The sequence below is a fragment of the Pseudomonas sp. S31 genome (assembly GCF_016648105.1).
Classification (GTDB): Bacteria; Pseudomonadota; Gammaproteobacteria; order Pseudomonadales; family Pseudomonadaceae; genus Aquipseudomonas.
Window position 1 is genome coordinate 15854 of the sequence record NZ_JACVVE010000003.1, and the last position, 24987, is coordinate 40840.

A 24987-nucleotide genomic window follows, 5' to 3' on the forward strand; every position below is an offset into this window, starting at 1 on the left:
TGATCGATGGAATGCATGAGCGCACGGACCAGCAAGAAGCGTTCCGTGCTGCTCGATGATCCTACTCTACACGAACTGCGCGGCGGCGTTGGCCGATGCCCAGGCCCACTGGAAGTTGAAGCCGCCAAGGTGGCCGGTGACGTCCAGTACCTCGCCGATGAAGTACAGGCCTGGGCTCTTCAGCGATTCCATGGTCTTGGACGACACCTCGCGGGTATCGACCCCGCCCAGGGTCACCTCGGCGGTGCGGTAGCCCTCGGTGCCGGCCGGCACCAGTTGCCACGCCGCCAGTCGGTTGGCGATCTGCGCCAGTTCCGCCGGTGTGTACTGCTTCATCGGGCGCGAGTCGAACCACTGCTCGGCCAGCAGGTTGGCCAGCTTGCGGGTGAACACCTCGCCGAGCACGGTCTTCAGCTCGCTGTTGGCGCGTTCGGCCTGTTGCTGCTGCAGCCACTGCAGCGCGTCGCGGTCGGGCAGCAGGTTGATCTCCAGGGTATCGCCCGCTTCCCAGAACGACGAGATCTGCAGGATCGCCGGGCCGCTCAGGCCGCGGTGGGTGAACAGCAGGTTTTCCCGGAAACTGCTCCCGTTGCAACTGGCGATGCAGTCCAGCGAGGTGCCGGAGAGCTCGGTGCACAATGCCTTGAGTTGGGGCTCGGTGATGGTGAACGGCACCAGGCCGGCGCGGGTCGCCAGCAGCGTGTGGCCGAACTGGCGGGCCACCTGGTAGCCGAAGCCGGTGGCGCCCAGGGTCGGGATCGACAGGCCGCCGGTGGCGATCACCAGCGATTGGCAGGCGAACGGGCCGGCGCTGGTCTGCAACAGGTAGCCGGCCTCGGTCTTCTCGATGTGCTCGATGCTGGTGTGCATGCGCAGCTCGGCGCCGGCCTCGTCGCACTCGGCCAGGAGCATGTCGAGGATGTCGCTGGCCTTGTTGTCGCAAAACAGCTGGCCGAGCTTCTTCTCGTGGTAGGGCACGCCGTGCTTGGCCACCAGCTCGATGAAGTCCCACTGGGTGTAGCGGGCCAGCGCCGACTTGCAGAAGTGCGCGTTGTGCGAGAGGAAGTTGCTGGGCTCGGTGTACAGGTTGGTGAAGTTGCAGCGCCCGCCGCCGGACATGAGGATTTTCTTGCCGGGTTTGTTGGCGTGGTCGAGCAGCAGCACCCGGCGGCCACGGCGGGCGCTGAGCTGGGCGCACATCAGGCCGGCGGCGCCGGCGCCGATGATGATCACGTCGGTGGTGTGCACGGTGTTAAACCTGTTTGGATTCAAAATTGGAACGCCGAACCTGTAGGAGCGGGTTTACCCGCGAATACGGTCGCGGATGCACCATCGTATTCGCGGGTGAACCCGCTCCTACAGGGATGTTGTCCAGGCGTCAGACGATACGGACTTTCAGCGCCCGGCCTTTGATCTTGCCGCTGTTCAGACGCTGCATGGCCTGCTTGGCCAAGGCGCGCTCGACGGCGACGAAGGCCTGGAAGTCGAAGATGGCGATCTTGCCCACCTGCTTGCCGGGGATCCCGGCATCGCCGGTCAGCGCGCCGAGGATGTCGCCCGGGCGCAGCTTGTCCTTGCGCCCGGCGGCGATGCACAGGGTGCTCATGACCGGCAGCAGCGGCTCGCCACCTTTGTTCTTCAGGCTGTCCAACTGGTCCCAGCGCAACGGGCTCTTCTGCAGGGCCTCGATGGCCTGGGCACGGTGCCCTTCGGCCGGGGCCACCAGGCTGATGGCGATGCCTTTCTCGCCCGCACGGCCAGTACGCCCGACACGGTGCACGTGGATCTCGGCATCACGGGCGAGCTCGACGTTGATGACCATGTCCAGGCCATCGATGTCCAGGCCGCGGGCGGCCACGTCGGTGGCCACCAGCACCGAGCTGCTGCGGTTGGCGAACATCGTCAGCACCTGGTCGCGATCACGTTGCTCCAGGTCGCCATGCAGGGCCTGGGCGACGATGCCCTTGGCCGTCAGGTGGGCGACCACATCCTCGCACTGCTGCTTGGTGAAGCAGAACGCCACGCAGGATTGCGGGCGGTAGTGGCCGAGCACGCGGGTGACCGCCTCGAGGCGCTGTTGCGGGTCGATCTCGATGAAGCGCTGTTCGATCTGGTTGTCGGTGTGCAGGCTCTCGACCTTGACCTGCTGCGGCTTGCGCATGAAGTCGGCGGCCAGTTGCTCGATGCCGGCCGGGTAGGTGGCCGAGAACAGCAGGGTCTGGCGGCGCGACGGGGTCTTGCCGATGATGCTGGCGATGGCATCGAAGAAGCCCATGTCGAGCATGCGGTCGGCTTCGTCGAGCACCAGGGTGTTGAGCCCGTCGAGCACCAGGGTGCCTTTGTCCAGATGCTGCTGGATGCGCCCAGGGGTGCCGACGATGATATGCGCGCCGTGCTCCAGCGAGGCGATCTGCGGACCGAGCGACACACCGCCGCACAGCGTCAGGATCTTGATGTTGTCCTCGGCGCGGGCCAACCGGCGCAGCTCCTTGGCCACTTGGTCGGCGAGCTCGCGGGTGGGGCACAGGACCAGGGCCTGGCAGCCGAAGTAGCGCGGGTTGATGGGGTTGAGTAGGCCGATGCCGAAGGCTGCGGTCTTGCCGCTGCCGGTCTTGGCCTGGGCGATCAGGTCCTGGCCCTTTAGGATGACCGGCAGGCTCTGGGCCTGGATCGGCGTCATCGAGGCATAGCCGAGGGCGTCCAGGTTGGCCAGCATGGCAGCGGACAGCGGCAGGGTGGCAAAGGCGGTGGAATCGGTGGTCACGAGGCGGGCCTGCGGTGCGAAGCGAAAAATGCCGCACAGTCTACCAGCCTCATGGCCATTCGCCCTACGATTCGATGTGCGCTTCCGGACGACGGGCACGCCTTCCGTCTGTCGGCGAAAGCTGCAGGAAGATCGCCGCCGCCAGCATCGCCATGATGCCGATGGTCACGAACGTCAGCTGGAATGCGCCCAGGGTGGTCTCTACACCCTCGGCGGCGCCCGCTGCGGTGAAACCGCCGAGCAGGGCCCCGGCACAGGCCACGCCGAGGCTCAGGGCCAACTGGGCGACCACCGACAGCAGGCTGTTGCCGCTGCTGGCGCTGGCGTCGTCGAGGTCGATCAGGGTCACGGTGTTCATGGCCGTGAACTGCATCGAGTTGACCGCCCCGAGCAAGCCCAGGTGGATCAGCAGGACGACGTAGGGGGTCTGCTCGTCCACCAGCCCCAGGCTGGCCAACAGCAGGCCCAGCAACAGGGTATTGGTGGTGAGGATGATGCGGTAGCCGAAGCGCTCGATCAGCGGCCTGGCGACGGATTTGGCAAGCATGGCGGCGGCCGCCAGTGGAATCATGCTCATGCCGGCCTGGGCGGGCGAATAGCCCAGTGCCACCTGCAGCAGCAACGGCACGAGGAAGGGCAGGGCACCGCTGCCCAGACGCGCGAACAGATTGCCGAGGATACCGATGGCGAAGGTGCGCACGCGGAACAGGCTGGGCGAGAACAGGGGCTCGGGGTCGCGCCCGGCGCGTAGCCAGTAGGCCGCCAGGCAGGCCATGCCGGCGAATAGCAGCAGCATCACCCGCAGATGCGGCAGGTGCAGTTCCCCGAGGCCTTCCATGGCGATGGTGATCAGTACCATCGCCGCACCGAACAGCAGGAACCCCGGCCCATCGAAGGTGGTGCGTTCGGCGCCGCGCAGGTCGGGGATGAGTTTCCACACGGCGTAGCAGCCCAGGGCACCCACCGGCAGGTTGAGCAGGAAGATCCAGTGCCAGCTGAGGATCTCCACCAGCCAGCCACCCACCGTCGGGCCGAGCAGTGGGCCGAGCAGACCGGGGATGGTGATGAAGCTCATGATCCGCACCAGTTCGGTGCGCGGGTAGGCGCGTAGCACTACCAGGCGCCCGACCGGCAGCATCAGCGCGCCGCCCAGGCCCTGCACGATACGCGCGAAGATCAGGAAACCGAGGCTGTTGGCGGCGGCACACAGCAGCGAGCCAAAGCTGAACAGCAGGATGGCGCTGAAGAAGATGCGCTTGGTGCCGAAGCGGTCGGCGATCCAGCCCGAGGCCGGGATCAGCAGCGCCACGGTAAGCATGTAGGCGATGATCACGCCCTGCATGCGCAGCGGGTCTTCTGCCAGCGAACGGGCCATGGCCGGCAACGCGGTGTTGAGGATGGTACCGTCCAGGGACTGCATGAAGAAGGCGATGGCGACCACCCAGGGGATCCAGCGGGCGGTCACAGGGTCCAGCGGGGTGCGTTCAGGCATGACGTCCTCGTTTGTCGGTGCCGGCTTATTCGCGGCTAAAGCCGCTCCTACAGAAGCAGGACAAATCCTGTAGGAGCGGCTTTAGCCGCGAAAGGGCCAGCGATGCCAATCACAATGTCAGGGTCAGCGCTTTGACCAGCGCCCCCGGCAAATGACTCGATCCGGTACTGCGTTGTCCATAGGTGCTGGTCGACAGGATCATCTCGCGCTCCTGGGTCAGGTCTTCCAGCTCGCCGCCCAGCAGGTTGTACAGGCTGTCATCGAAACGCATGGTGCTCACCGGCCCCTGTATCTCGCCGTTCTCCACCCAGAAGGTGGCGAAGCGGGTCAGCCCGGTCATGCGCGCGGCGGGCAGGTCCGAGTAGTTGAGGTACCAGAGGTTGCTGATGTAAAGGCCGGTACCGAGCCGTTCGAGTATCTGCGCGTTGGCCAGGTTGCCTGCGTCCAGGCTCAGTGCACAAGGCGATTCGTAGCTGTCGGCGCCATTGCCCTGGAGGGCGAACTCGGCGGCGCTGCGGGCGCTGATCAGCTTTTCCCGGGCCTGGCCCTGGTCGATCAGCGCCACGTCGAGACGGGGCGAGCCCTCGTCGGAAAACGCCGGGCTCAACGAGCCACTGACCTGCTCGGCGAAACCGACCAGGGGGCTGAGCCGGGCATCGCCATTGTACAGGCGCTGCAAGGCGCTGTTACCGGTGGCCAAGGCTTGTGCCGAGAAAGCGCCCCAGCACAGCATGCCGGCGATTTCGTCCATGGCCGCGGGCGCCAGGTAGGCGCGGTAGCTGCCGGGCTTCAGGGTGATGGCGGGGCGACCGAGGAAGCCCAGTTGCTCGCGCGCCTGGCGCAGCCGCGCGGTGAACTCCTCGGTGCTCCAGGCTTGGCCTGCATAGTTGGCCTTGACCGCCTGGCCGTTGTCGTGGAACAGGCTCCAGTCGAAGTTGAAACTATTGGCCTGGTGCCAGCCGAAGGCCCCGAACGAGCTGGCGAAGCCGCGGCAGATCGGGCCGGCGGCATAGATGCCGACCAGGTCCAGGTCACCGGCCTCGCGCTCGACCAAGGCCAGTACCTCGTCCAGTTCGGGCAAGGGCTGTTGCTGCAGGCTATGGGTGTGCCAGGCGGTGTCGTCCAGGCTCAGGTAAGGGTCGAGCGCCAGCAGCGGCAAGGTCTGGCGCAATTGCGCCAAGGCGTCATCGAGGCGTTGCGCGTCCAGTTGCGCGTCGTCGCTCAGGGTCACCTGCTGTTGCGCCTGGCGCCCGTCCCGTACCAGCCGCAGTTGCGCGCTGGCCTGCACGACCGTGCCGGCCTGGCGCACCTTGGCATGGTTGAAACGCACGAACTGCGAGTGCTCGGCGCTGTAGCCAAGGGTGAAGTGCTCTCCGGGCTGCAAGGCGGCGCGCAGGGCCTCGACCATCGCCTCGAAGGATTGTTGTGGCGTGGCGCTCATCAGGCGTCTCCTCCGAATACGTCGATCTGGCGGAACACACAGGCGGGCGAGGCATGGCCGACACGGACCACCTGGTTGGGTTCACCCTTGCCGCAGTTGGGCGTGCCGAGCACTTCGAAGGTGCTGCGGTCGCCGACGGCGGCGAGGTTGCGCCAGAACTGCGCGGAGATGCCGCGGTAGTTGGGGTTCTTGACGATGCCCTTGAGTTCGCCATCCTCGATCAGCTGGCCCCACTCGCAGCCGAACTGGAACTTGTTGCGCGCATCGTCGATGGACCAGGAGCGATTGTTGCTCATCAGGATGCCATGCTCGATACCCCCGACCAGTTGCTGCAGGCTCTGGTCGCCGGGTTCGAGGTTGAGGTTGGCCATGCGGTCGATCGGCGCGCGGTTCCAGCTGCAGGCACGGCTGTTGGCCACGCCGCCCAGGCCCGAGCGGTACTGCGACAGCGTCCCGCCCAGCGGGCGCTCCAGCAGGCCGTCGCGAATCAGGAACTGCTTGCTGGCCGGCGTGCCGTCGTCGTCGAAACTGTAACTGGCGAGTTCTTCCTCGAGGGTCGGATCGAAGGTCACGTTGAGCAACTCGGAGCCGTAGCGCAGGTGGCCGAAGTCGCTGGCCTTGACGAAGCTGGTGCCGGCGTAGTTGCGTTCGTCGCCGAGGATCCGGTCCATCTCCAGCGGGTGGCCGATGGACTCGTGGATCTGCAGCATCATTTGGTCGGGCATCAGCAGCAGGTCGCGCGGGCCGCTGGGCGTGTTCGGCGCCAGCAGCAGCTGCAGGGCTTCGTCGGCGATGCGCCCGGCGGCACCGACCAGGCCGCAACGCTGGACGACCTCGAAGCCGCCTTGCTGGCCGAAATTGCTCAGGCCCAGGCTGCGGCTCTGGCTGTCCTGGCCATCGCTGGCGGTCACGCTCAGCCCAGGGTAGAGGAAGCGCTGGGCGTGGCGCAGTTCGGCACCGGCCGAGTTGAGGTAGGTCTGTTCCACCAGGCTCATGCCCAGGCTGGCCAGCCAATCTACCAGGCGGTTGTCCCGGGGTACGCTGGCCGACTCGCTGGCGAGCAGGCCGAGGCAATCGGCGAGGCTTGGCAGCGGTTGGTCGAGGTTGGGTGAGAGGTGGTCATGGCGAGCGCTGGTCACCGGCTGGGCGCGCAGGTCGAGCAAACTGTGCGCGGCGATCTGCCGGGCCAGTGCCTCGGCCTGCTCCAGCGCCCGTTGCAGGCCAGCTTGCGACAGGTCGGCGGTGGCCGCATAGGCCTCCACGCCAGCGACCCGTGCGGTCAGCATGGCGCCTTCGTCCTGGCTGAACATCGGTGGTTCGGCGACATTGCGGCGCACGCACAACGCCTGGTGCGACTGCTTCACATGGCGCAGGGAAAACACATCGGCCGTACTGCGCAGCGCAGCGAAGCGCTGGCGCAGCAGGGCGCTGGAATCGAACATGCGGGAATCTCCGAGTACACGGTGGCTCCCCCCTAGAACCACCCGTCTTGCATGGCCAGGCACGTATCGTCGCGAGCCTCGAGCAATGCCAGGTCATTATGGCAGCCGGGCACCTCCCAGGTGAGGAAATAACGCGCGGCTTGCAGTTTGCCGAGGTAGAAATCGCGATCAGCAGGGCTGCCCTCGAGCAGGCCGAGTTCGGCGTGAATCGCCTGCTGTAGCCAGCGCCAGCCGATCACGCAATGGCCGAAGGCGTTGAGGTACAGGCTGGCATTGGCCAACGTCGCGCTGACCTTGCCCTCGGCCAGGTCGCCCAGCAGGGCCAGGGTCACGCCTTGCAGGCGGTTGACCAATTGCTCCAGCGGCTGGCGCAGGGCGTCGAGGCTGGGGTGATGGCTGGCGCGCTCGCCGGTGCTGGCGATCAGGCGGATCAGCTGCTTGAGGCCTGCGCCGTTGTGCTGGGCCAGCTTGCGCCCGAGCAGGTCGAGGGCCTGGATGCCTTCGGTGCCCTCGTGGATGGGGTTCAGGCGATTGTCGCGGTAGTACTGCTCGACCGGGTACTCGCGGGTGTAGCCGTGGCCGCCGAGGATCTGGATGGCCAGTTCGTTGGCCTTGAGGCAGAACTTCGAGGGCCAGGATTTGACGATCGGGGTCAGCAGGTCGAGCAGCGCCTGGGCCTGCTGGCGCTCGGCCTGCTCCGCGGCGGTGTGGGTGTCGTCGAACAGCCGTGCGGCGTACAGGCCCAGGTCGAAGGCGCCTTCTACGTAGGCCTTCTGCGCCAGCAGCATGCGCTTGACGTCGGCATGTTCGCTGATCGGCACGGGTGGGCTGTGCGGGTCCTTGTTGTCCGGCAGCCGGCCTTGTGGCCGCTGGCGGGCGTAGTCCAGCGAGTGGAGGTAACCGGCGTAGCCGAGCATCACCGCACCCATGCCGACGCCGATACGGGCCTCGTTCATCATCTGGAACATGCAGGCCAGGCCCTGGTGCGGCTGGCCGACCAGAAAGCCGACGCAGTCGCCGTTGTCGCCGAAGTTCAGCGCGGTGGAGGTGGTGCCGCGCCAGCCCATCTTGTGGAACAGCCCGGCGAGCAGCACGTCGTTGCGCCGGCCCAGGCTGCCATCGGGGTTGACCCGGTACTTGGGCACGATGAACAGCGAGATGCCTTTCACTCCGGCGGGTGCATTCGGCAGCTTGGCGAGCACCAGATGCACGATGTTCTCCGACAGCTCGTGATCGCCGCCAGAGATGAAGATCTTGTTGCCCTTGAGCCGGTAGCTGCCGTCATCGGCCGGCTCCGCGCGGGTACGGATATCGGCCAGGGAGGAACCGGCGTGGGGTTCGGTCAGGGCCATGGTGCCGAAGTAGCGGCCCTCGATCATCGGCTGCAGGTACAGGCGTTTCTGCTCGTCGCTGCCGAAGCTCTCGATCAGGTTGGCCGCGCCCATGGTAAGGAACGGGTAGGCTGTGGTGCCGGCGTTGGCGGCCTGGAAGTGGGCGAAGCAGGCCTGGGACACCAGGCTGGGCAACTGCATGCCCCCGACCTCGAAGTCGCGGTTGGCGTTGAGGAAGCCGGCGGCGAGGAAGGCGTCGACGGCGGGTTTTACCTCGGGAATCAGCTCGGCGCGGCCATCGACGTAGCGCGGCTCGTTTTCATCGGCCTTGCGGTTGTGCGGGGCGAAGTGTTTTTCAGCGATGGCGCGTGCGGTGGTCAGCGCCGCGTCGAAGGTTTCGCGGCTGTGCTCGGCGAAGCGCGTGCGCTGGGTCAGGGCCTCGGCGTCGAGGACTTCATAGAGTTCGAAGGCGAGGTTGCGGGGGCTGAGTAGGGTCTCGGGCATGGGGGCGGTCCTGGGGCGGGCGTTAGCTGATTCTAAGTATGGGCCACAGCCGTCAACACCATTATTGATTCAGATGATGGCTGGTCACAGACCTGCATGTATCGGAATTGTGCCGATATCAGAATAGTCTGACTTATGACGCAGAAAGGTATGGCATTTCTGCCGCGGCGGTTGCTATTAAATGTCACGCTCTTTAACACAAGAGTGGTTCGTGATGTCAGAGCAAGAGCAGCTCCAGAATGCTGATCAAAAGCAGTTTTTCGTCGTATCTTTGAGGAAAGTTGCGGTCGTCAGCTTTTTTACATTTGGGTGGTATTGGCTTTATTGCTTCTATCGAAGTTGGGTGTTGCAAAGAAAATATGCGGGGGCGCGTGTGTTGCCCATCCTGCGCGCTTTGTTTGCTGTTTTCTTTGTGTACGCGCTGCTAAAGCGGGTGGGTAATAAGCTCCGGCAGTCAGGATGCATGTATCGTTGGTCGCCGTTCGCACTGACCGTGGGCTTGATAGTTACTGCCGTGCTGCCTGTTTATGTGACCCATGGGATTGTTAACCCCAATTTACCTGTTGTCGTATTTTTACAGGTTCTTTTGGCGGCAATGAATACTTGGTGTGTAGTAAGCATGCAAAAGGCCATAAACTCTTCAGAGGGAGACGTTAGCGGAAAGGTAAACTCAAATTTTACTGTTGCAAACTGGCTGTGGATGGCATGCGGCCTGCTGGTTTGGCCAAGCATGGTCATGCTCGCGCTTCTGGCTTTTTTGATGGGTATCGATCTGGTTACCATTTGAATGCGGACTGGGCATTCATGGCCTTGATATCCGTGGCCGCAATGCGCCGTGGGAGGGGCTTGATCGCACTGTCGCTGAATATCTTGAAGCGAGCGCCCACAGAAAAGGAGAGCCGAAGCTCTCCTTTCCCGTCAGCAACCGCAAACCATCAACCGATAGTCATCAAGCTCGCGTTACCGCCAGCTGCCGCGGTATTCACGCTCACCGCACGCTCGATCACCAGGCGCTCCAGGGCGATCTGGTGGTCTCCGCTGGACAGCCCGTGCACGCCGACGATGGCGCCTGCACGCTTGGCTACCTGCTTGCAGACGTCGCGCAGCTGGTCCGAGTCGCCATGGTGGATCACGGCGTCGAACGCCACTTCATCCTTGTTCCAGTCCGCGACCAGCTTGACCTTGGCCTGCAGCTCTTTCGGCAGACGGCCGCGCAGGCCCTTGCCGAGTTCGCCGTCGACCCACACCGCCGAACTGCCCACCGCCAGCACCGCAGCAAGCTGCGCCAGCAGGTCCGCCTCGTTGTCCGCCAGGCACAGCACGTGCTCGCGCGGCAGTATGGTGTAGCTGTTGCGCTCGCCGGTCGGGCCTGGCAGCAGGCGGGCGATGCCGCTCTGCGACTGGCCGGCGAATTGTTCGCACAGTTCGGCCAGCTCGGTCTGCTGGTTGCCTTGGGCCCAGGCCTTGAGGTCGTGCAGTGGCTTGATCAGCTGGGTATGCAGGGCACGGTCCGGCTGGCCTTCGCCATCCTGCTGCTGGAAGTGACGGCCGATCGCGTCGGCCGGGCGGGTCGACAGCAGGCGATACAGGTACAGCGGGCCTCCGGCTTTCGGGCCGGTGCCGGACAGGCCTTCACCGCCGAACGGCTGGACCCCGACCACGGCGCCAACGATGTTACGGTTGACGTACATGTTGCCGACGTTGGCGTTCTCCACCACCTTGGCGATGGTCTCGTCGATGCGGGTGTGCACCCCGAGGGTCAGGCCATAGCCTGAGTCGTTGATCTGCTCGATCAGTTGGTCGAGGTTGCGACGGTTGTAGCGCACCACGTGCAGTACCGGGCCGAAGATCTCACGTTTGAGCTCGTCGAAGCTCTCCAGCTCGATCAGGGTCGGCATGACGAAGGTGCCGCGTTTGACCTCGGAGGCATCGGCAATGGCGACCTGGTAGACCGAGCGACCTTTCTCGCGCATGCCCTGGATGTGCTTCTCGATGCCGGCCTTGGCTTCTGCGTCGATCACCGGGCCGATGTCCACGGCCAGGCGGTCGGGATTACCCAGGCGGCTTTCGGCCATGGCGCCCTTGAGCATCTCGATCACGCGGTCGGCCGAGTCTTCCTGCAGGCACAGCACGCGCAGGGCCGAGCAACGCTGGCCGGCGCTGTCGAAGGCCGACGAGACCACGTCGATCACCACCTGCTCGGTGAGTGCCGAGGAGTCGACGATCATCGCGTTCTGGCCACCGGTTTCGGCGATCAGCGGGATCGGCCGGCCTTGGTTGTCCAGGCGCCCGGCAACATTGCGCTGCAGTAGGCGCGCGACTTCGGTGGAGCCGGTGAACATGACGCCCTTGACGCGCTCGTCACCGACCAGGCCGGCACCGACGCTTTCGCCCTGGCCTGGCAGCAGTTGCAGCACGCCTTCGGGGATACCGGCCTCGAGCAGCAGGCGCACGGCCTGGGCGGCGATCAGCGGAGTCTGTTCCGCCGGCTTGGCCAGCACCGGGTTGCCTGCGGCCAGTGCGGCAGCGACCTGGCCGGTGAAGATCGCCAGCGGGAAGTTCCACGGGCTGATGCACACCACCGGGCCCAGTGGGCGGTGGGCGTCGTTGCTGAAATCGTTGCGTGCCTGTACCGCGTAGTAACGCAGGAAGTCCACCGCCTCGCGCACCTCGGCGATGGCGTTGGCGAAGGTCTTGCCGGCCTCGCGGATGAGCAGGCCCATCAGCGGCTGGATCTCGGCTTCCATCAGGTCGGCGGTACGCTCGAGAATGGCGGCGCGCTCGGCCGGTGGCGTGGCCTGCCAGATCGGTGCAGCGTTCAGGGCACACTGGATAGCGTTGTCGACATCGGCCACGGTCGCTTCCTGCACGTGGCCGACCACGTCGCGGTGGTCGGCCGGGTTCAGCACGGCCACGGCGGCGCTTTCGCTAGCAGCGCAAGCCAGCAGTGGGACGGCTTTCCAGTCGTTGTGAGCGGTGGCCAGCATGGCGCAGGACAGCGACGCCAGACGGTGTTCGTTGGCCATGTCGATGCCGGCCGAGTTGGCTCGCTCGCTGCCGTATAGCTCGCGTGGCAGCGGGATGCGTGGGTGCGGCAGGCCGATGCCGCCTTCCTGGGTGGCCATGCGCTCGATGCTGGCGACCGGGTCGGCGACCAGTTCCTGGATGGAGATCGAGTGGTCGGCGATGCGGTTGACGAACGAGGTGTTGGCGCCGTTTTCCAGCAGGCGACGAACCAGGTAGGCCAGCAGCGTTTCGTGGGTGCCGACCGGGGCGTACACGCGGCAGGGGCGGTTCAGCTTGCCTTCGGAGACCTTGCCGACAACCTGTTCGTACAAAGGCTCGCCCATGCCGTGCAGGCATTGGAACTCGTACTGGCCGGGGTAGTAGTTCTGCCCGGCGATATGATAAATGGCCGAAAGGGTGTGGGCGTTGTGGGTGGCGAACTGCGGGTAGATGGCCTCTGGCACTGCCAGCAGCTTGCGTGCGCAGGCGACGTAGGAAACGTCGGTATACACCTTGCGGGTGTACACCGGATAGCCTTCCAGGCCTTCGACCTGGGCGCGCTTGATCTCGCTGTCCCAGTAGGCGCCTTTCACCAGGCGGATCATCAGGCGGTGGCGGCTGCGCTTGGCCAGGTCGATGACGTAGTCGATCACGTAAGGGCAGCGCTTCTGGTAGGCCTGGATGACGAAGCCGATGCCGTTCCAACCGGCCAGTGATGGCTCGAAGCACAGGCGCTCGAGCAGATCCAGGGACAGCTCCAGGCGGTCGGCTTCCTCGGCGTCGATGTTCAGGCCGATGTCGTATTGCTTGGCCAGCAGCGTCAGCGACAGCAGGCGCGGGTACAATTCTTCCATCACGCGCTCGTACTGGGCGCGGCTGTAGCGCGGATGCAGTGCCGAAAGCTTGATGGAGATGCCCGGGCCTTCATAGATGCCACGGCCATGGGAGGCCTTGCCGATCGAGTGGATTGCCTGTTCGTAGGACGCCAGGTACTTCTGCGCGTCATGCTCGGTCAGTGCGGCTTCGCCGAGCATGTCGTAGGAATAGCGGAAGCCCTTGGACTCGAAGCGGCTGGCGTTGGCCAAGGCTTCGGCGATGGTCTCGCCGGTCACGAACTGCTCGCCCATCAGGCGCATGGCCATGTCGACGCCCTTGCGGATCATCGGCTCGCCGCTTTTGCCGATGATACGGGTGAGCGAGGAGGTCAGGCCGGCTTCGTTGTGGGTGGAGACCAGCTTGCCGGTCAGCAGCAGGCCCCAGGTCGCGGCGTTGACGAACAGCGACGGGCTGTTGCCCAGGTGCGGTTGCCAATTGCCGTTGCTGATCTTGTCGCGGATCAGGGCGTCACGGGTGCCCTTGTCGGGGATGCGCAGCAGGGCTTCGGCCAGGCACATCAGGGCCACGCCTTCCTGGGACGACAGCGAGAACTCCTGCAGCAAACCCTGGACGATGCCGGCGCGCCCACCGGCGCTCTTCTGGTTGCGCAGCTTCTCGGCGATGCCGGCGGCCAGCTTGTTGGTGGCCTCGGCCAGCGGTGCGCTCAGGCGTGCCTGCTCCAGCAGCATCGGCACCACCTCAGGCTCGGGGCGGCGATAGGCGGCGGTGATGGCCGAGCGCAGGACGGACTGTGGCAGGATGCTTTCGGCGAATTCGAGGAAGCACTGGTGGCTTTGGTCGGGTTGGATTTCGCCGGCGTCGTCGGCCAGGGCGCTGGCATGACCGTTGAGTTCGGTCAGGGTGGCACCACCCTCGAGCTTCTCCAGATAATTGAAGATCGCTTGCTTGATCAACCAGTGCGGCGTGCGGTCGATGGACTGCGCAGCTGCCTTGAGTCGCTCACGGGTCGGGTCGTCGAGTTTGACCCCCAGGGTGGTCGTCGCCATTTCTTATCCTCGTTATTGCCACGGCTGTGGCCTAAGCTGGCGCCAAGATTAGCTGTAGGCGATTTCGGGTGCAACTAGGTGCAACCTGAATTTTTCATCGGCTGGGTTTCACTCGTCCAGCCGACTTACCCACAACCTGGAAATGGTCAATTTCAGTGCGTTTTTTTCTTAAAAAAGTGTTTTTTGTTCCGTTAAGGAGCAAAAAGTAGGTAATTTCGGAAAATCACGGCATGGTGCAACTGACGGTTCAAAAAGGGTTGCACCAGATTTGAGTTGTTGCATAGGATGCGCCGCCTGGGTGCAACCGCCTCGCGCGGCTGCACATGAGATAAAAACAAACGCCAGGGCACACGCATGGGCAATCCACTGACGATCACCTTCGTGATCTACATCGCTGCAATGGTGCTGATCGGTTTCGCGGCCTATCGCTCCACCAAGAACCTTTCCGACTACATTCTGGGTGGTCGTAGCCTCGGTAGCGTGGTCACGGCGCTTTCGGCCGGCGCTTCCGACATGAGCGGCTGGTTGCTGATGGGCCTGCCAGGCGCCATCTACTTCTCCGGCCTGTCTGAAGCCTGGATCGCCATCGGCCTGACGGTCGGTGCCTACCTGAACTGGCTGTTCGTCGCCGGCCGCTTGCGCGTGCAGACTGAACACAACGGTGACGCGCTGACCCTGCCGGACTACTTCGCCAGCCGTTTCGAAGACAGCAGCGGTCTGCTGCGGATCATTTCGGCCGTCGTCATCCTGGTGTTCTTCACCATCTATTGCGCCTCTGGCATCGTCGCCGGCGCGCGCCTGTTCGAAAGCACCTTCGACATGCCGTACGAGACGGCCCTGTGGGCAGGCGCGGCAGCCACCATCGCCTACACCTTCGTCGGTGGTTTCCTGGCGGTGAGCTGGACCGACACCGTGCAGGCGTCGCTGATGATCTTCGCGCTGATTCTCACCCCGATCATCGTGCTGATCTCCACTGGCGGTTTCGACACCACCTTCCTGGCGATCGAGGCGCAGAACCCGGCGAACTTCGACATGCTCAAAGGTGCGACCTTCATCGGCATCATTTCGTTGATGGGCTGGGGCCTTGGCTACTTCGGTCAGCCGCACATCCTGGCGCGCTTCATGGCTGCCGACTCGGTCAAGTCGATCGCCAAGGCCCGTCGCATTTCCATGACCTGGATGATCCTGTGCCTGGCCGGTACCTGTGCAGTGGGCTTCTTCGGTATCGCCTACTTCTCCGCGCACCCTGAGGTGGCGGGGCCGGTCACCGAAAACCACGAGCGCGTGTTCATCGAACTGGCGAAGATCCTGTTCAACCCGTGGATCGCCGGTGTGCTGCTGTCGGCCATCCTCGCCGCAGTGATGAGTACCCTGAGCTGCCAACTGCTGGTGTGCTCCAGCGCCCTGACCGAGGACTTCTACAAGGCATTCCTGCGCAAGAACGCCTCCCAGGTCGAACTGGTGTGGGTCGGTCGCCTGATGGTGCTGGCCGTTGCGCTGATCGCCATCGCCATGGCCGCCAACCCGGAAAACCGTGTGCTGGGCCTGGTCGCCTATGCCTGGGCCGGTTTCGGTGCCGCCTTCGGCCCGGTGGTGCTGATCTCGGTGCTGTGGAAAGGCATGACCCGTAACGGTGCCCTGGCCGGTATCGTGATCGGTGCGTTGACTGTGATCCTGTGGAAGCAGATCGATATCTGGGGTTTGTACGAAATCATCCCAGGCTTCCTGCTCGCCAGTATCGCCATCGTGCTGGTCAGCAAGCTGGGCAGCCCGTCGCAGGCGATGCTGCAACGCTTTGAAAAAGCTGACGCGGCGTACCACGCGGACAAGTAATACCTGCTGAGTCCGTGGCGCCTGCTTCGCGGGTTTGCCCGCTCTCACAGGGTTTGCACTGAAGCTCAAGCTAGTGCGATCCCTGTGGGAGCGGGCAAGCCCGCGAAGAAGCCACCGCCAGTCGACAGCCAGGCCTGACTCCGCCGGCAAGGCAAGGTAAACTTGCCCTCCCCGCAGGAGTTGCCATGAACTATCGTCACGCCTTCCACGCCGGCAACCACGCCGACGTCCTCAAGCACATCGTGCTGACCCGCCTCATCGCCCTGATGTCGCGCAAGGAACAACCGTTCGCCTACATCGACACTCACGCCGGCCTTGGCCTGTACGACCTGCAAGGTGATCAGGCGACTCGTACCGGCGAATACCTCGAAGGCGTAGCGCGCCTGTGGAATCGCGATGACCTGCCGTCGATGACCGCCGACTACCTGCGCATCATCAAGCGCCTGAACGCCGATGGCGAGCTGCGTTACTACCCAGGGTCGCCGGAGCTTGCGCGGCGCCTGATGCGCCAGCAGGACCGAGCACTGCTCAACGAGAAGCACCCCGAGGACGGGCCGCTGCTCAAGGAGAACATGAAGAAGGATCCGCGCGTGGTCGTGCACCTGGGCGAGGGTTGGCACGTGCCGCGGGCGCTGCTGCCCGTGCAGGAGAAGCGCGCGATCATGCTCATCGACCCGCCGTTCGAGCAGGCCGACGAGCTCAAGCGCTGCACGCTGGCGATGAAGGAGGCGATCGGCCGCATGCGCCAGACCGTCGCGGCCATCTGGTACCCGATCAAGGACCAGCGCACGCTCACCCGCTTCTACCAGGACCTGACCAGTACCGGTGCGCCCAAGCTGCTGCGGGTCGAGCTCTACGTGCACCACCAGGACAGTCCGCAAGGCCTCAACGGCTCCGGCCTGGCCATCGCCAACCCGCCTTGGGGGCTGGAGGAAGAACTGCGTGAGCTGCTGCCTTGGCTGGCCAAGGAGTTGGCGCAGACCGCAGGCAGCTTCCGCATGGACTGGTTGATCGCCGAGTAGCCCGGCGCTGCCACAGGTTATGCGGTGTCTCTCTCATTGTTTGCGTTATAATCCCGCTCTTTAGCCGCCGGCCGCCCAAGAGGCCGCTGGCGCATCTCTACCGAATGAAGAGGCTCATCCCTTGGCATTGACGATTCTTGGCCTGTCCGGCGCCCTTAGCCATGACCCTTCCGCGGCCCTGTACATCGACGGCAAGTTGATTGCCGCCGCCGAAGAAGAGCGCTTCGTGCGTGACAAGCATGCGAAGAACCGCATGCCCTACGAGTCGGCGAAGTTCTGCCTGGAACAGGCGGGCATCAAGCCGTCCGACGTCGACGTGGTGGCCATTCCGTTCGCTCCGATCAGCCTGTTCGGCAAGGCCCGCTGGCACTACGCCAAGCGTTACTGGTACGCCCCGGATCGCGCCCTCGACGCCATCCTGATGGGCAACCGTCGTTACAAGCGCTACCGCAAGAAGATCGTCTGGTGCCTGGAACAACTGGGTTTCGACCCGAAAAAGGTCAAGATCGAGCCGGTCGAGCACCACCTGGCCCACGCCTCCAGCGCCTACCACTGCTCGGGCTTCCAGGAAAAGACCGCGATCCTCGGCATCGACGGCAAGGGTGAGTACGCCACCACCTTCTTCGGCTACGGCGAAAACGGCAAGATCCACAAGATCAAGGAGTTCTTCGATCCGGACTCGCTGGGCGGCCTGTACGGCGCGATCACCGAGTTCCTTGGTTTCGAGATGCTCGATGGCGAGTTCAAGGTCATGGGCATGGCCCCGTACGGCGATGCCAGCAAGTACGACTTCTCGCGCCTGGCCAGCTTCGAAAACGGCGAGCTGGTGATCAACACCGAGTACGCCAACGTCATCGGCCTGCGCCGCTATAAAGAGAAGGGCAAGGGCTTCTACTTCTCGCCCAAGCTGATCGAGTGGCTGGGCCCCAAGCGCGAAGGCGACATCGCCGACGAGCCGTACATCCACTACGCGGCCAGCATGCAGGCGCTGTTCGAGAAGCTGGCGCTGCAGATGATCGACCACTACCTGGGCGACACCCTGCGTGAAACCGGCAAGCTTGCCTTCGCTGGCGGCTGCGCGCTGAACGTCAAGCTCAACCAGAAGATCATCGCCCGTGACGACGTGAAGGAGCTGTTCGTCCAGCCGGCGTCCGGCGATGCCGGTACTGCGGTCGGTGCTGCGGCCTACGTTTCCCACGCCCGTGGCGTGCCGGTCGAGAAGATGGAGCACGTCTACCTCGGCCCTGCCTACTCCAACGAAGATGTGATCGCCGCCTGCGCCCGTCACCCGGACGCGCCGAAATGGCGCAAGCTCGACGACACCCCGCAGCGCATCGCCAAGATCATGGTCGACGGCAATCCGGTGGCCTGGTTCCAGGGCCGCATGGAGTTCGGTCCGCGCGCCCTCGGCGGTCGCTCGATCATCGGTTGCCCGAGCGTGCCGGGCGTGGCCGACCGTATCAACGAGCAGATCAAGTTCCGCGAGCGCTGGAGGCCTTTCTGCCCGTCGATGCTCGATACCGTCGCGCCGCAGATGATCAAAGTCGACCACCCAGCGCCGTTCATGACCTTCACCTTCGAAGTCGCCGAAGAGTGGAAGACCCGCGTACCGGAAGTGGTCCACGAAGACGGCACTTCCCGCGCCCAGGTGCTCAAGCGCGAGTACAACCCGCGCTACTACGACATGATGAAGGCGCTGGAGGACCTGACCGGCAACGGCGTGTCGCTGAACACCTCGCTCAACCGTCGTGGTGAACCGATGATCTGCTCGCCGACCGATGCCCTGAACATGTTCTTCGGCTCGGACCTGCAGTACCTGATCATGGAAGACATCCTGGTGGTCAAGGACGGCGCGGCCCTGTATGACCAGCCGCTCTGAGCCAAGCGTCCTGCAGTTCTGCCATGGCTATGACGGGCCTTTCCTCGACTGCGCCCGTCAGTACGCCAGCCTGTTCCAAGGTAGCGGCTACCAGGTCACCACGGTGTTCCTCACTGGCGCCGCCGACCCGCAGGTCGCCGCTGGCTGCGCCTCGGACGAGGTGCTGTTCCTCGAGTTCAGCTCCAAGGCCGTTCGCGGCCTGAAGCTGGGGGCGATCCGCGCGCTGCGCAAGATCGCCGCCGAGCGAAATTTCAGCTTCTGCATCGCCCATCGCTTCAAGCCGATCTACGTGGCGTTGCTGGCCACCGGCCTGCCGGTGATCGGCGTGCATCATGCGTTCGGTGACTACCAGCGCAAGGGCCGCCGGTTGTTCGCCAATCTGTTCCGCCAGCGCCTGAGCCTGCTCGGTGTGTCGGACGCGGTGCGTGACGACATGCGCCGTTGCCTGCCGCAGTGGCCTGGCGAGCGTATCCAGACCTTGTACAACCGCATCGACATCGCCGCGCTGCAGGCCAACCTGGTGCCCCGTGCCGAGGCACGGGAGGCCCTGGGCCTGGATGCGCAGGCCTGGGTAGTCGGCAACGTCGGTCGATTGCATCCGGACAAGGACCAGGCCACCTTGCTGCGCGGCTTTGCCCAGGCACTCCCAGGGCTGCCGGCCGGCGCGCGCCTGGCGATACTCGGGCAGGGGCGCCTGGAAGGCAAGCTCAAGGCCCTTGCCGCGGAACTGGGGATTGCCGCCCAGGTCGATTTCCTCGGCCAGGTGGCGGATGCACGGCGCTATTTCCGGGCCTTCGATGTGTTCGCCCTGAGCTCCGACCATGAGCCGTTCGGCATGGTCCTGCTCGAAGCCATGGTGGCCGGCGTGCCGCTGTTGGCAACTGCCTGCGGCGGTGCGCGCGAGGTGGTCGAAGGTGTTGGTGTGCTGTTCCCGCTGGGCGATGCCGCGCAACTGGCCCAGGGCCTGGCGCATATGGCCGGGCTGGATGCCGAGCAGCGCCAGGCCTGCGCCGAGCACATGCTGCAGCGCCTGCACGAGCGTTTTTCCGACAACGCCGTGCGCGAAGCCTTCTGGCAGTTGCCGCAGGTGCGCGCACTGGTGGAGCCGGCCTGATGCTCAATCGTCTGCAAGCGTTCCGCGAACGGGGCTGGGCGCCGATCGATGCGCCAGCCTATGCCGATGCCTGGGCAAGGTTTGGCGGCAGTGTTGCCACCCATCCGCTGGTCATAGAGCAGTTGGCCGACCTGGCCCAGATCCCGGTGCGCTATCTGGGCTGGCACCAGGCTGGCGAGCTCAAGGCCGCGTTGCCCGCCTGGGGGCGCCACCTGGCGCTGTCCAAGGAGGTGCTCAAGCGCGCTGGCAAGAAAGGCCTGTTCGACCTCGGCAATGCCGAGATCATCCTGCCTGCCGCCGCCCAGGCCGGCGCACCGCTGCGCCATGCCGGGCGCTACCTGTCCGAGCTGAACCAGGGGCGCTTCGTCGGCCTCAAACCGCAAGCCGAGCAACTGGCCATGGCGCGTGCCCATGAAGACCTGTCGAAGAAGTTTCGCTACAACCAGCGCCGCGAACTGCGCCTGCTGGAAGAAGCCGGTGGGGTGGTCAAGCCCATCGGCGATTTCACCAGCGCCGAGATCGCGGCGATGTACTGCGACCTGTTCCAGCGCCGCTGGGGCTTCCCGGCCACCGGGGCTGAGCGCATGGCCGAGGTGCTGGAGCGCCTGCGCTCATTGCTGATCGGTTCGGTGCTGTTGCTCGACGGCAAGGCCATTGCCATCCAGCTGGTGTACCGGGTCGAGGCGCCCGAGTGGATCAGCGTCGAGTACGTCAACGGCGGGGTCGACCCCGAAACCAAGGCCTTCAGCCCTGGCAGCGTGCTGAGCTTCCTCAATACCCAGGCGGCCTGGGAGGATGCCCAGGCGCGCGGCAAGCCGTTGCGGTTCTCGTTCGGCCGTGCCGATCGCGAGTACAAGGACCGTTGGTGCAACCCCGTGCCGGTGTTCCAGGTGTGAGCCGCAAGCAGCAATTGCTCAAGCGCCATCGGCGCAACAAGCGCCTGGGCCTGCTCGCGGGCCTGCTGGCGTTGGTACTGCTGGGCGTGTTCAGCTGGTGGTGGCTGCCATTGTTGCTCCTGCCAGTGCTCTGGGCCGCTCATGAGGCCTGGTTCGCTGATCATCTGTTCTACGCGCCAGGCGAAGACTACGCCTACGACTTTGCCGAGCACGGCGTCGAAGCCGCCGTGAGCCTGCGTGATGGCAAGCTCACGACCGATGCGGCCCTCGCTGGCGACGAGACCCTGATCCTGGCGCTACGGGTGAAGAGCAATTGGCTGGGGCGTTTTCTCGACCCGCGGGTCGAGCTGCTGGCCGGGGGCCAGGGCGACCGGCAAACCTTCGAACGCGGCGTCGATGGCCTGCGCTACCTGAACCTCACCGGCCTGGCTGCGCCATTGCAGGCGGGTGCGCTGCGCCTGCGGGGGCGCCATTGCCGCCTGCTCGGCGAGCCGCGCCTGTGGGTCACGCCCAGCGTCGAGCTGCGCCACCGCCGGGTAATGGTCATCGCCCCGCACGCCGACGATGCCGAGCTGGCCGCTTATGGGCTGTACAGCCAGGCCGAGGAAACCTGGGTAGTCACCCTGACTGCCGGTGAAATCGAGGCCGAACACTACCAGCACATGGGACTGGAGCGAGCCGAGGCTGCGCGCTTGAAGGGGCGCCTGCGCGCCTGGGATAGCATCGCGGTGCCGCGCTGGGCCGGTGTGCCGGAGGCGCGCTGCATCCAGCTGGGCTACTTCTGCCTGCAACTGCCGGCGATGCAGGCGGCCCCCGATGTGCCTGCCGCTTCTCGCGAGGCCGAGCTGGACGATATCCGCACGTTCCGCCAGTTCAACCCCTTCCCGCTGCCAGGCGATGCCGACGGAGCGCCCACCTGGCACAACCTGCTGGCCGACCTGCGGGCGCTGCTGGAGCTGGCCAAGCCGCAGGTGCTGGTGATGCCGCACCCACAACTCGACCCGCACCCGGATCATATCTGCGCCCAGGCGGCGGTGCTCGAGGCCTTGCAAGGCCTGGCCTGGCAGCCACAAACGCTGTTGTGCTACGCCAACCACCTGCACGACAACGACCGTTGGCCCATGGGCGACAGCGGCGATGGCGTGGCCTTGCCGCCGCAACTCGAGGCCACGCAGGCATGGGCGCCATGCAGCCTGGTGCTGGACCTCGCCACCCAGCGCGACAAGGCCATGGCCCTGGGCATGATGCACGACCTGCAGCCGCCGGCGCCCTTCAAGCGCCGCCTGCGCCGCCTGCTGCAGCGCTGGCTGGCTGGGCGTCGTCAGTCGCCCTACGGGGAGAACGAATTTTTCCGCAAGGCTGTACGCCGTCATGAACTTTTCTGGCGCCGTGAATTCAATAACGATCTTTGATTGACCGCGATGGCGTGAGCGCCCAAGGAACGCAATGAAAGTCCTATTTCTGGTGCAGGAGGAGCAACGCGCGATCCTCGACCGTTTGTACGATGGCGTCGCGGCCAACTGTGAGTGCGACATCCGCTGGGTCAGCGATGAAGACCAGCGCAACCTACGGCGCTACTTCAAGCGCGAGGTCGATGTCGAGCGCTACGACCGCATCCTGTTCTTCCTGCGGTTCAAGAAGGAAATGCGCCAGGCGTCGTTCATCAGCACCATACCCAACCTGGTGATCCTCGAACACGACGCCTATCAGAACTACATCCCTTGCAAGTACACCGGCAAGTTCAGCGCGCACTACCGCAAGATGCCCTGGGCGCGGGTGATCAGCTCTGGTTACAACGTCAGCGAGCGCCTGCGCCAGGAGGGCTTCGACGCGGTGTTCGTGCCCAAGGGCTACGACGAACAGCTGCTCGCTGACCAGGGCCGCGAGCGCGACATCGAACTGGCCTTCGTCGGCAGCACCGGCAGCGTCGCCTACAGCGGCCGCAAGGCGTTGCTCGATGAACTGGGGCGCGTGGAAAACCTGGTGGTGACCAAGACCAAGTCGGGCGAGGACTACTGCAACACCCTCAACCGCATCCGCTTCTTCGTCAGTGCCGACGTCGGCATGGGCGAGTACATGATCAAGAACTTCGAAGCCATGGCCTGCGGTTGCGTGTTGTTTGCCTTTGACCAGGGCGAGGAGGAAAACCGTGCCCTGGGCTTGCAGGACATGCACAACATCGTTTTTTACAAAGATATTCCGACGCTACAACAGAAACTTCGTACACTCCGTTCGGATTTAGACCTGGCTCAGCAGATTGCAGAGAACGGTCGCCGTTTGGCAGTATCGCGGTTTGCATTCGGCCAGGTGGGTCGTAGCATCGTCGAACACATGCGCCCTGAACTGAGGCCGCATCCACCACTCTCGGCCTGGCAGCGGCTGCGCCTGCGCCTGGGGGTCTGATAACAGTACTTTGATGCCCATGGACTGGGTATACAAAGTCGCCTGCTGTAACCGGAGGGAGTCCGTGCGTTTTTCTGATGACAGTGACATCACGTTGGTGGTGACCAGCTGTGGCCGTTTCGACTTGCTCAAGGAGACCTTGGCCAGTTTCGATCGCTACAACACGGCGCCCGTGCGGGAGGTGTTCATCACCGAGGACTCTGGCGACGATGCGGTGCATGCGGCAGTGCCCGAGCACTGGCGTGGCCACTGCACGGTCTTCGTCAACCGCCCCAAGCTCGGCCAGCTGCCGTCCATCGACCTGGCCTACAGCCACGTCAAGACGCCCTACATCTTCCATTGCGAGGATGACTGGCAGTTCTATCGCCAGGCTTTCGTCGAGGACTCGCGGGCGATTCTCGAGGCCAGCCCGAACCTCCTGCAGGTCTGGCTGCGCAGCTATGCCCACGACCTGGCGGTGCACAGCCCCTACATCCACCTGGGCGACCGCCAGGTCATCGCTGGCGTGCCATGCTACCCACTGCTTTCCGAAAAGGCCGAATGGCAGGCCTTCTCGCTCAACCCGGGCCTGCGCCGCTTGAGTGATTACCAGCGCTGCGCGCCATTTGCCGCCTATGCTGGAGAGAAGGCACTCTCCCGCCGTTATGCGGAGCTGCAGCTGACGGCCGTCACCCTGGAAGGTGACGCGGTGTTGCACACTGGTTTCGGCAGCCATGTCACCCTGCCGGAAGAAGTCCAGCGCAAGACCAAGCGGCGTCAACGCGATCGGATCAAACTGGCGACAACGCTGGTGGTCGGCGCCCTGATCGGTACGGGAATCACCCTTCTTGTTCAATGAATACGCTGTCCCACCTGTCGTGCGCGGGAAGGGGGCACTGACCCCATGAACATAGTCAACGTGATGTGGGCGGGCGGCTCGCCGTACATGTCCGTGCACAAGGTGCACCGGCAGGTGCTGTCGCTGGTCGGCGCCGACGCTCGGATCAGCAACTGGCTGCTGAGCGGCCATGGCTTGTGCCATGGCCTGGGCTCGACGCTTGAATGGCGCATGCCGCAACGGGCATTGAAGGGCCGCGGCCTGTGGCGCCTGATGCGGCCCTGGCTGCGGCATCGCTTGTTTAAGGCGCTGGTCGAGGCCAAGGCCGATGTGGTGCTGATCGATGGCGTGGGGGTGGCGCGCATGGTGCTGCCGCTGTTGCAGCGCCTGCCGAACCTGCGCGCCAAGGTCCTGTTCCATGGTGAAACGCGCCTGAGCGCCAGGGATGTGCGCCTGATCGACGGCCTGCCAGCGGAGCGCGTGGCCCTGGCGGCGGTTTCGCGGACCCTGGCCGAGCATCTCGGTGAACTCCTGCAGCGTCCGGTGCAGACCCTGCGCATGGCCCACGAGCCGCGGGCCTTCGGCGCCAGTCTGATGAGCCGCGAGCAGGCGCGCCAGGCGCTTGAGCTCCCCCTCGAAGGTGGCCGGGTGTTCGGTGCGGTCGGCCGGCTGGTCGAGAGCAAGGGTTTCGAGATGCTGATCCAGGCTTTTGGCCTGGCCCATGCACAGCATCCGGAAATTCGCCTGGTCGTGCTCGGCGAAGGCAGCGAGCGCGCCAGCCTGCAAGCGTGCATCGAGGCGCGCGGTCTGGCCGGCTGCATTACCTTGCATGGTCACCGCAAGGACATGCAGCAGCTCTACCGCGCCTTCGACTGGTTGCTGGTGCCGTCCCGCGCCGAAGGCCTCGGCCTGGTGGTGCAGGAAGCGGTGCTGGCCGACGTACCGGTGATCTGCAGTGAATTGCCGGTGTTTCGCGAGCAACTGCAGGACGCTGGGTGTTACCTGCCGATCGGTGATGCCCAGGCCTGGGCCGGTGAGATCCAGCGTGCGGTCGGCCTCATCCCCCAGGATCAGGTGCGCCTGCAGCGCCAGGCCCTGGCGCCGGAGCAGTCATGGCAAGCCTTCAAGGAAGGTTCCGAACGCCTGCTGCGCGATTGACC

17 protein-coding genes are annotated in these 24987 nt (G+C 64.7%); 10 read left to right on the plus strand and 7 right to left on the minus strand.

The window, feature by feature from the left end; genetic code table 11:
* Positions 1 to 66 precede the first annotated feature (66 nt).
* The 6 genes from IAE37_RS03835 to IAE37_RS03860 form a co-directional block, all read right to left on the minus strand.
* Positions 67 to 1248 (minus strand): NAD(P)/FAD-dependent oxidoreductase, encoded by a 1182-nt coding sequence (locus tag IAE37_RS03835; RefSeq protein ID WP_201169446.1) that lies wholly within the window; start codon positions 1246 to 1248, stop codon positions 67 to 69.
* A 130-nt stretch (positions 1249 to 1378) separates the two neighbouring features.
* Positions 1379 to 2716, minus strand: coding sequence for an ATP-dependent RNA helicase DbpA (gene dbpA, locus IAE37_RS03840; protein ID WP_236409784.1), 1338 nt, complete (start codon positions 2714 to 2716; stop codon positions 1379 to 1381).
* 112 nt (positions 2717 to 2828) lie between these two features.
* Positions 2829 to 4256 (minus strand): multidrug transporter subunit MdtD, encoded by a 1428-nt coding sequence (gene mdtD, locus IAE37_RS03845; RefSeq protein ID WP_201169449.1) that lies wholly within the window; start codon positions 4254 to 4256, stop codon positions 2829 to 2831.
* A gap of 109 nt (positions 4257 to 4365) precedes the next feature.
* Positions 4366 to 5697 carry a TldD/PmbA family protein gene (locus IAE37_RS03850; protein ID WP_201169451.1) on the minus strand — a complete coding sequence of 444 codons (1332 nt, stop codon included), beginning with the start codon at positions 5695 to 5697 and terminating at the stop codon, positions 4366 to 4368.
* Positions 5697 to 7139 (minus strand): TldD/PmbA family protein, encoded by a 1443-nt coding sequence (locus IAE37_RS03855; RefSeq protein WP_201169453.1) that lies wholly within the window; start codon positions 7137 to 7139, stop codon positions 5697 to 5699. Before IAE37_RS03855 ends, IAE37_RS03850 begins: the two co-directional genes overlap by 1 nt.
* 32 nt (positions 7140 to 7171) lie before the next feature.
* Positions 7172 to 8974 carry an acyl-CoA dehydrogenase gene (locus IAE37_RS03860; protein WP_201169455.1) on the minus strand — a complete coding sequence of 601 codons (1803 nt, stop codon included), beginning with the start codon at positions 8972 to 8974 and terminating at the stop codon, positions 7172 to 7174.
* Between the two features lie 214 nt (positions 8975 to 9188).
* Between IAE37_RS03860 and IAE37_RS03865 the strand changes: the two genes are divergently transcribed.
* A complete protein-coding gene (locus IAE37_RS03865; protein ID WP_201169457.1) occupies positions 9189 to 9761 on the plus strand; it encodes a hypothetical protein in 573 nt (190 codons plus the stop codon).
* A gap of 148 nt (positions 9762 to 9909) precedes the next feature.
* Here the strand turns inward: IAE37_RS03865 and putA are convergent, their stop codons facing one another.
* Positions 9910 to 13863: a trifunctional transcriptional regulator/proline dehydrogenase/L-glutamate gamma-semialdehyde dehydrogenase gene (gene putA, locus IAE37_RS03870; protein ID WP_201169468.1), complete on the minus strand. Its 3954-nt coding sequence runs from the start codon at positions 13861 to 13863 to the stop codon at positions 9910 to 9912.
* 354 nt (positions 13864 to 14217) lie between these two features.
* Here putA and putP point away from each other — a divergent pair, with 354 nt between their 5' ends.
* The 9 genes from putP (at position 14218) to IAE37_RS03915 (ending at position 24985) form a co-directional block, all read left to right on the plus strand.
* On the plus strand, positions 14218 to 15696 hold the full coding sequence (putP, locus tag IAE37_RS03875; RefSeq protein ID WP_201169470.1) for a sodium/proline symporter PutP: 1479 nt from the start codon (positions 14218 to 14220) through the stop codon (positions 15694 to 15696).
* 185 nt (positions 15697 to 15881) lie between these two features.
* Positions 15882 to 16718, plus strand: a complete 837-nt coding sequence (locus tag IAE37_RS03880) for a 23S rRNA (adenine(2030)-N(6))-methyltransferase RlmJ (protein WP_201169474.1) — start codon at positions 15882 to 15884, stop codon at positions 16716 to 16718.
* A 121-nt stretch (positions 16719 to 16839) separates the two neighbouring features.
* A complete protein-coding gene (locus IAE37_RS03885; protein WP_201169477.1) occupies positions 16840 to 18597 on the plus strand; it encodes a carbamoyltransferase family protein in 1758 nt (585 codons plus the stop codon).
* Positions 18581 to 19711, plus strand: a complete 1131-nt coding sequence (locus IAE37_RS03890) for a glycosyltransferase (protein ID WP_201169480.1) — start codon at positions 18581 to 18583, stop codon at positions 19709 to 19711. Before IAE37_RS03885 ends, IAE37_RS03890 begins: the two co-directional genes overlap by 17 nt.
* Positions 19711 to 20607, plus strand: a complete 897-nt coding sequence (locus tag IAE37_RS03895; protein ID WP_201169483.1) for an antimicrobial resistance protein Mig-14 — start codon at positions 19711 to 19713, stop codon at positions 20605 to 20607. The genes IAE37_RS03890 and IAE37_RS03895 overlap by 1 nt, the downstream gene beginning before the upstream one ends.
* Positions 20604 to 22019, plus strand: coding sequence for a PIG-L deacetylase family protein (locus IAE37_RS03900; RefSeq protein WP_201169995.1), 1416 nt, complete (start codon positions 20604 to 20606; stop codon positions 22017 to 22019). Before IAE37_RS03895 ends, IAE37_RS03900 begins: the two co-directional genes overlap by 4 nt.
* Before the next feature lie 34 nt (positions 22020 to 22053).
* Positions 22054 to 23010, plus strand: coding sequence for a glycosyltransferase family protein (locus IAE37_RS03905; protein WP_201169487.1), 957 nt, complete (start codon positions 22054 to 22056; stop codon positions 23008 to 23010).
* A gap of 64 nt (positions 23011 to 23074) precedes the next feature.
* Complete coding sequence (locus tag IAE37_RS03910; protein ID WP_201169491.1) at positions 23075 to 23848, plus strand: glycosyltransferase family 2 protein; 774 nt, start codon at positions 23075 to 23077, stop codon at positions 23846 to 23848.
* A 45-nt stretch (positions 23849 to 23893) separates the two neighbouring features.
* Positions 23894 to 24985, plus strand: coding sequence for a glycosyltransferase (locus tag IAE37_RS03915; RefSeq protein ID WP_201169494.1), 1092 nt, complete (start codon positions 23894 to 23896; stop codon positions 24983 to 24985).
* The last annotated feature ends 2 nt before the right edge of the window (positions 24986 to 24987 follow it).

Excerpts from the sequence above, each read along its gene's own strand:
- IAE37_RS03905 (WP_201169487.1), top strand. The coding sequence starts at position 22,054 with ATGAAAGTCCTATTTCTGGTGCAGGAGGAGCAACGCGCGATCCTCGAC.
- IAE37_RS03865 (WP_201169457.1), top strand. The coding sequence starts at position 9,189 with ATGTCAGAGCAAGAGCAGCTCCAGAATGCTGATCAAAAGCAGTTTTTC.
- putP (WP_201169470.1), top strand. The coding sequence starts at position 14,218 with ATGGGCAATCCACTGACGATCACCTTCGTGATCTACATCGCTGCAATG.
- IAE37_RS03895 (WP_201169483.1), top strand. The coding sequence starts at position 19,711 with ATGCTCAATCGTCTGCAAGCGTTCCGCGAACGGGGCTGGGCGCCGATC.
- putA (WP_201169468.1), bottom strand. The coding sequence starts at position 13,863 with ATGGCGACGACCACCCTGGGGGTCAAACTCGACGACCCGACCCGTGAG.
- IAE37_RS03915 (WP_201169494.1), top strand. The coding sequence starts at position 23,894 with ATGAACATAGTCAACGTGATGTGGGCGGGCGGCTCGCCGTACATGTCC.
- IAE37_RS03850 (WP_201169451.1), bottom strand. The coding sequence starts at position 5,697 with ATGAGCGCCACGCCACAACAATCCTTCGAGGCGATGGTCGAGGCCCTG.
- IAE37_RS03880 (WP_201169474.1), top strand. The coding sequence starts at position 15,882 with ATGAACTATCGTCACGCCTTCCACGCCGGCAACCACGCCGACGTCCTC.
- IAE37_RS03860 (WP_201169455.1), bottom strand. The coding sequence starts at position 8,974 with ATGCCCGAGACCCTACTCAGCCCCCGCAACCTCGCCTTCGAACTCTAT.
- mdtD (WP_201169449.1), bottom strand. The coding sequence starts at position 4,256 with ATGCCTGAACGCACCCCGCTGGACCCTGTGACCGCCCGCTGGATCCCC.
- dbpA (WP_236409784.1), bottom strand. The coding sequence starts at position 2,716 with ATGCTGGCCAACCTGGACGCCCTCGGCTATGCCTCGATGACGCCGATC.
- IAE37_RS03855 (WP_201169453.1), bottom strand. The coding sequence starts at position 7,139 with ATGTTCGATTCCAGCGCCCTGCTGCGCCAGCGCTTCGCTGCGCTGCGC.
- IAE37_RS03890 (WP_201169480.1), top strand. The coding sequence starts at position 18,581 with ATGACCAGCCGCTCTGAGCCAAGCGTCCTGCAGTTCTGCCATGGCTAT.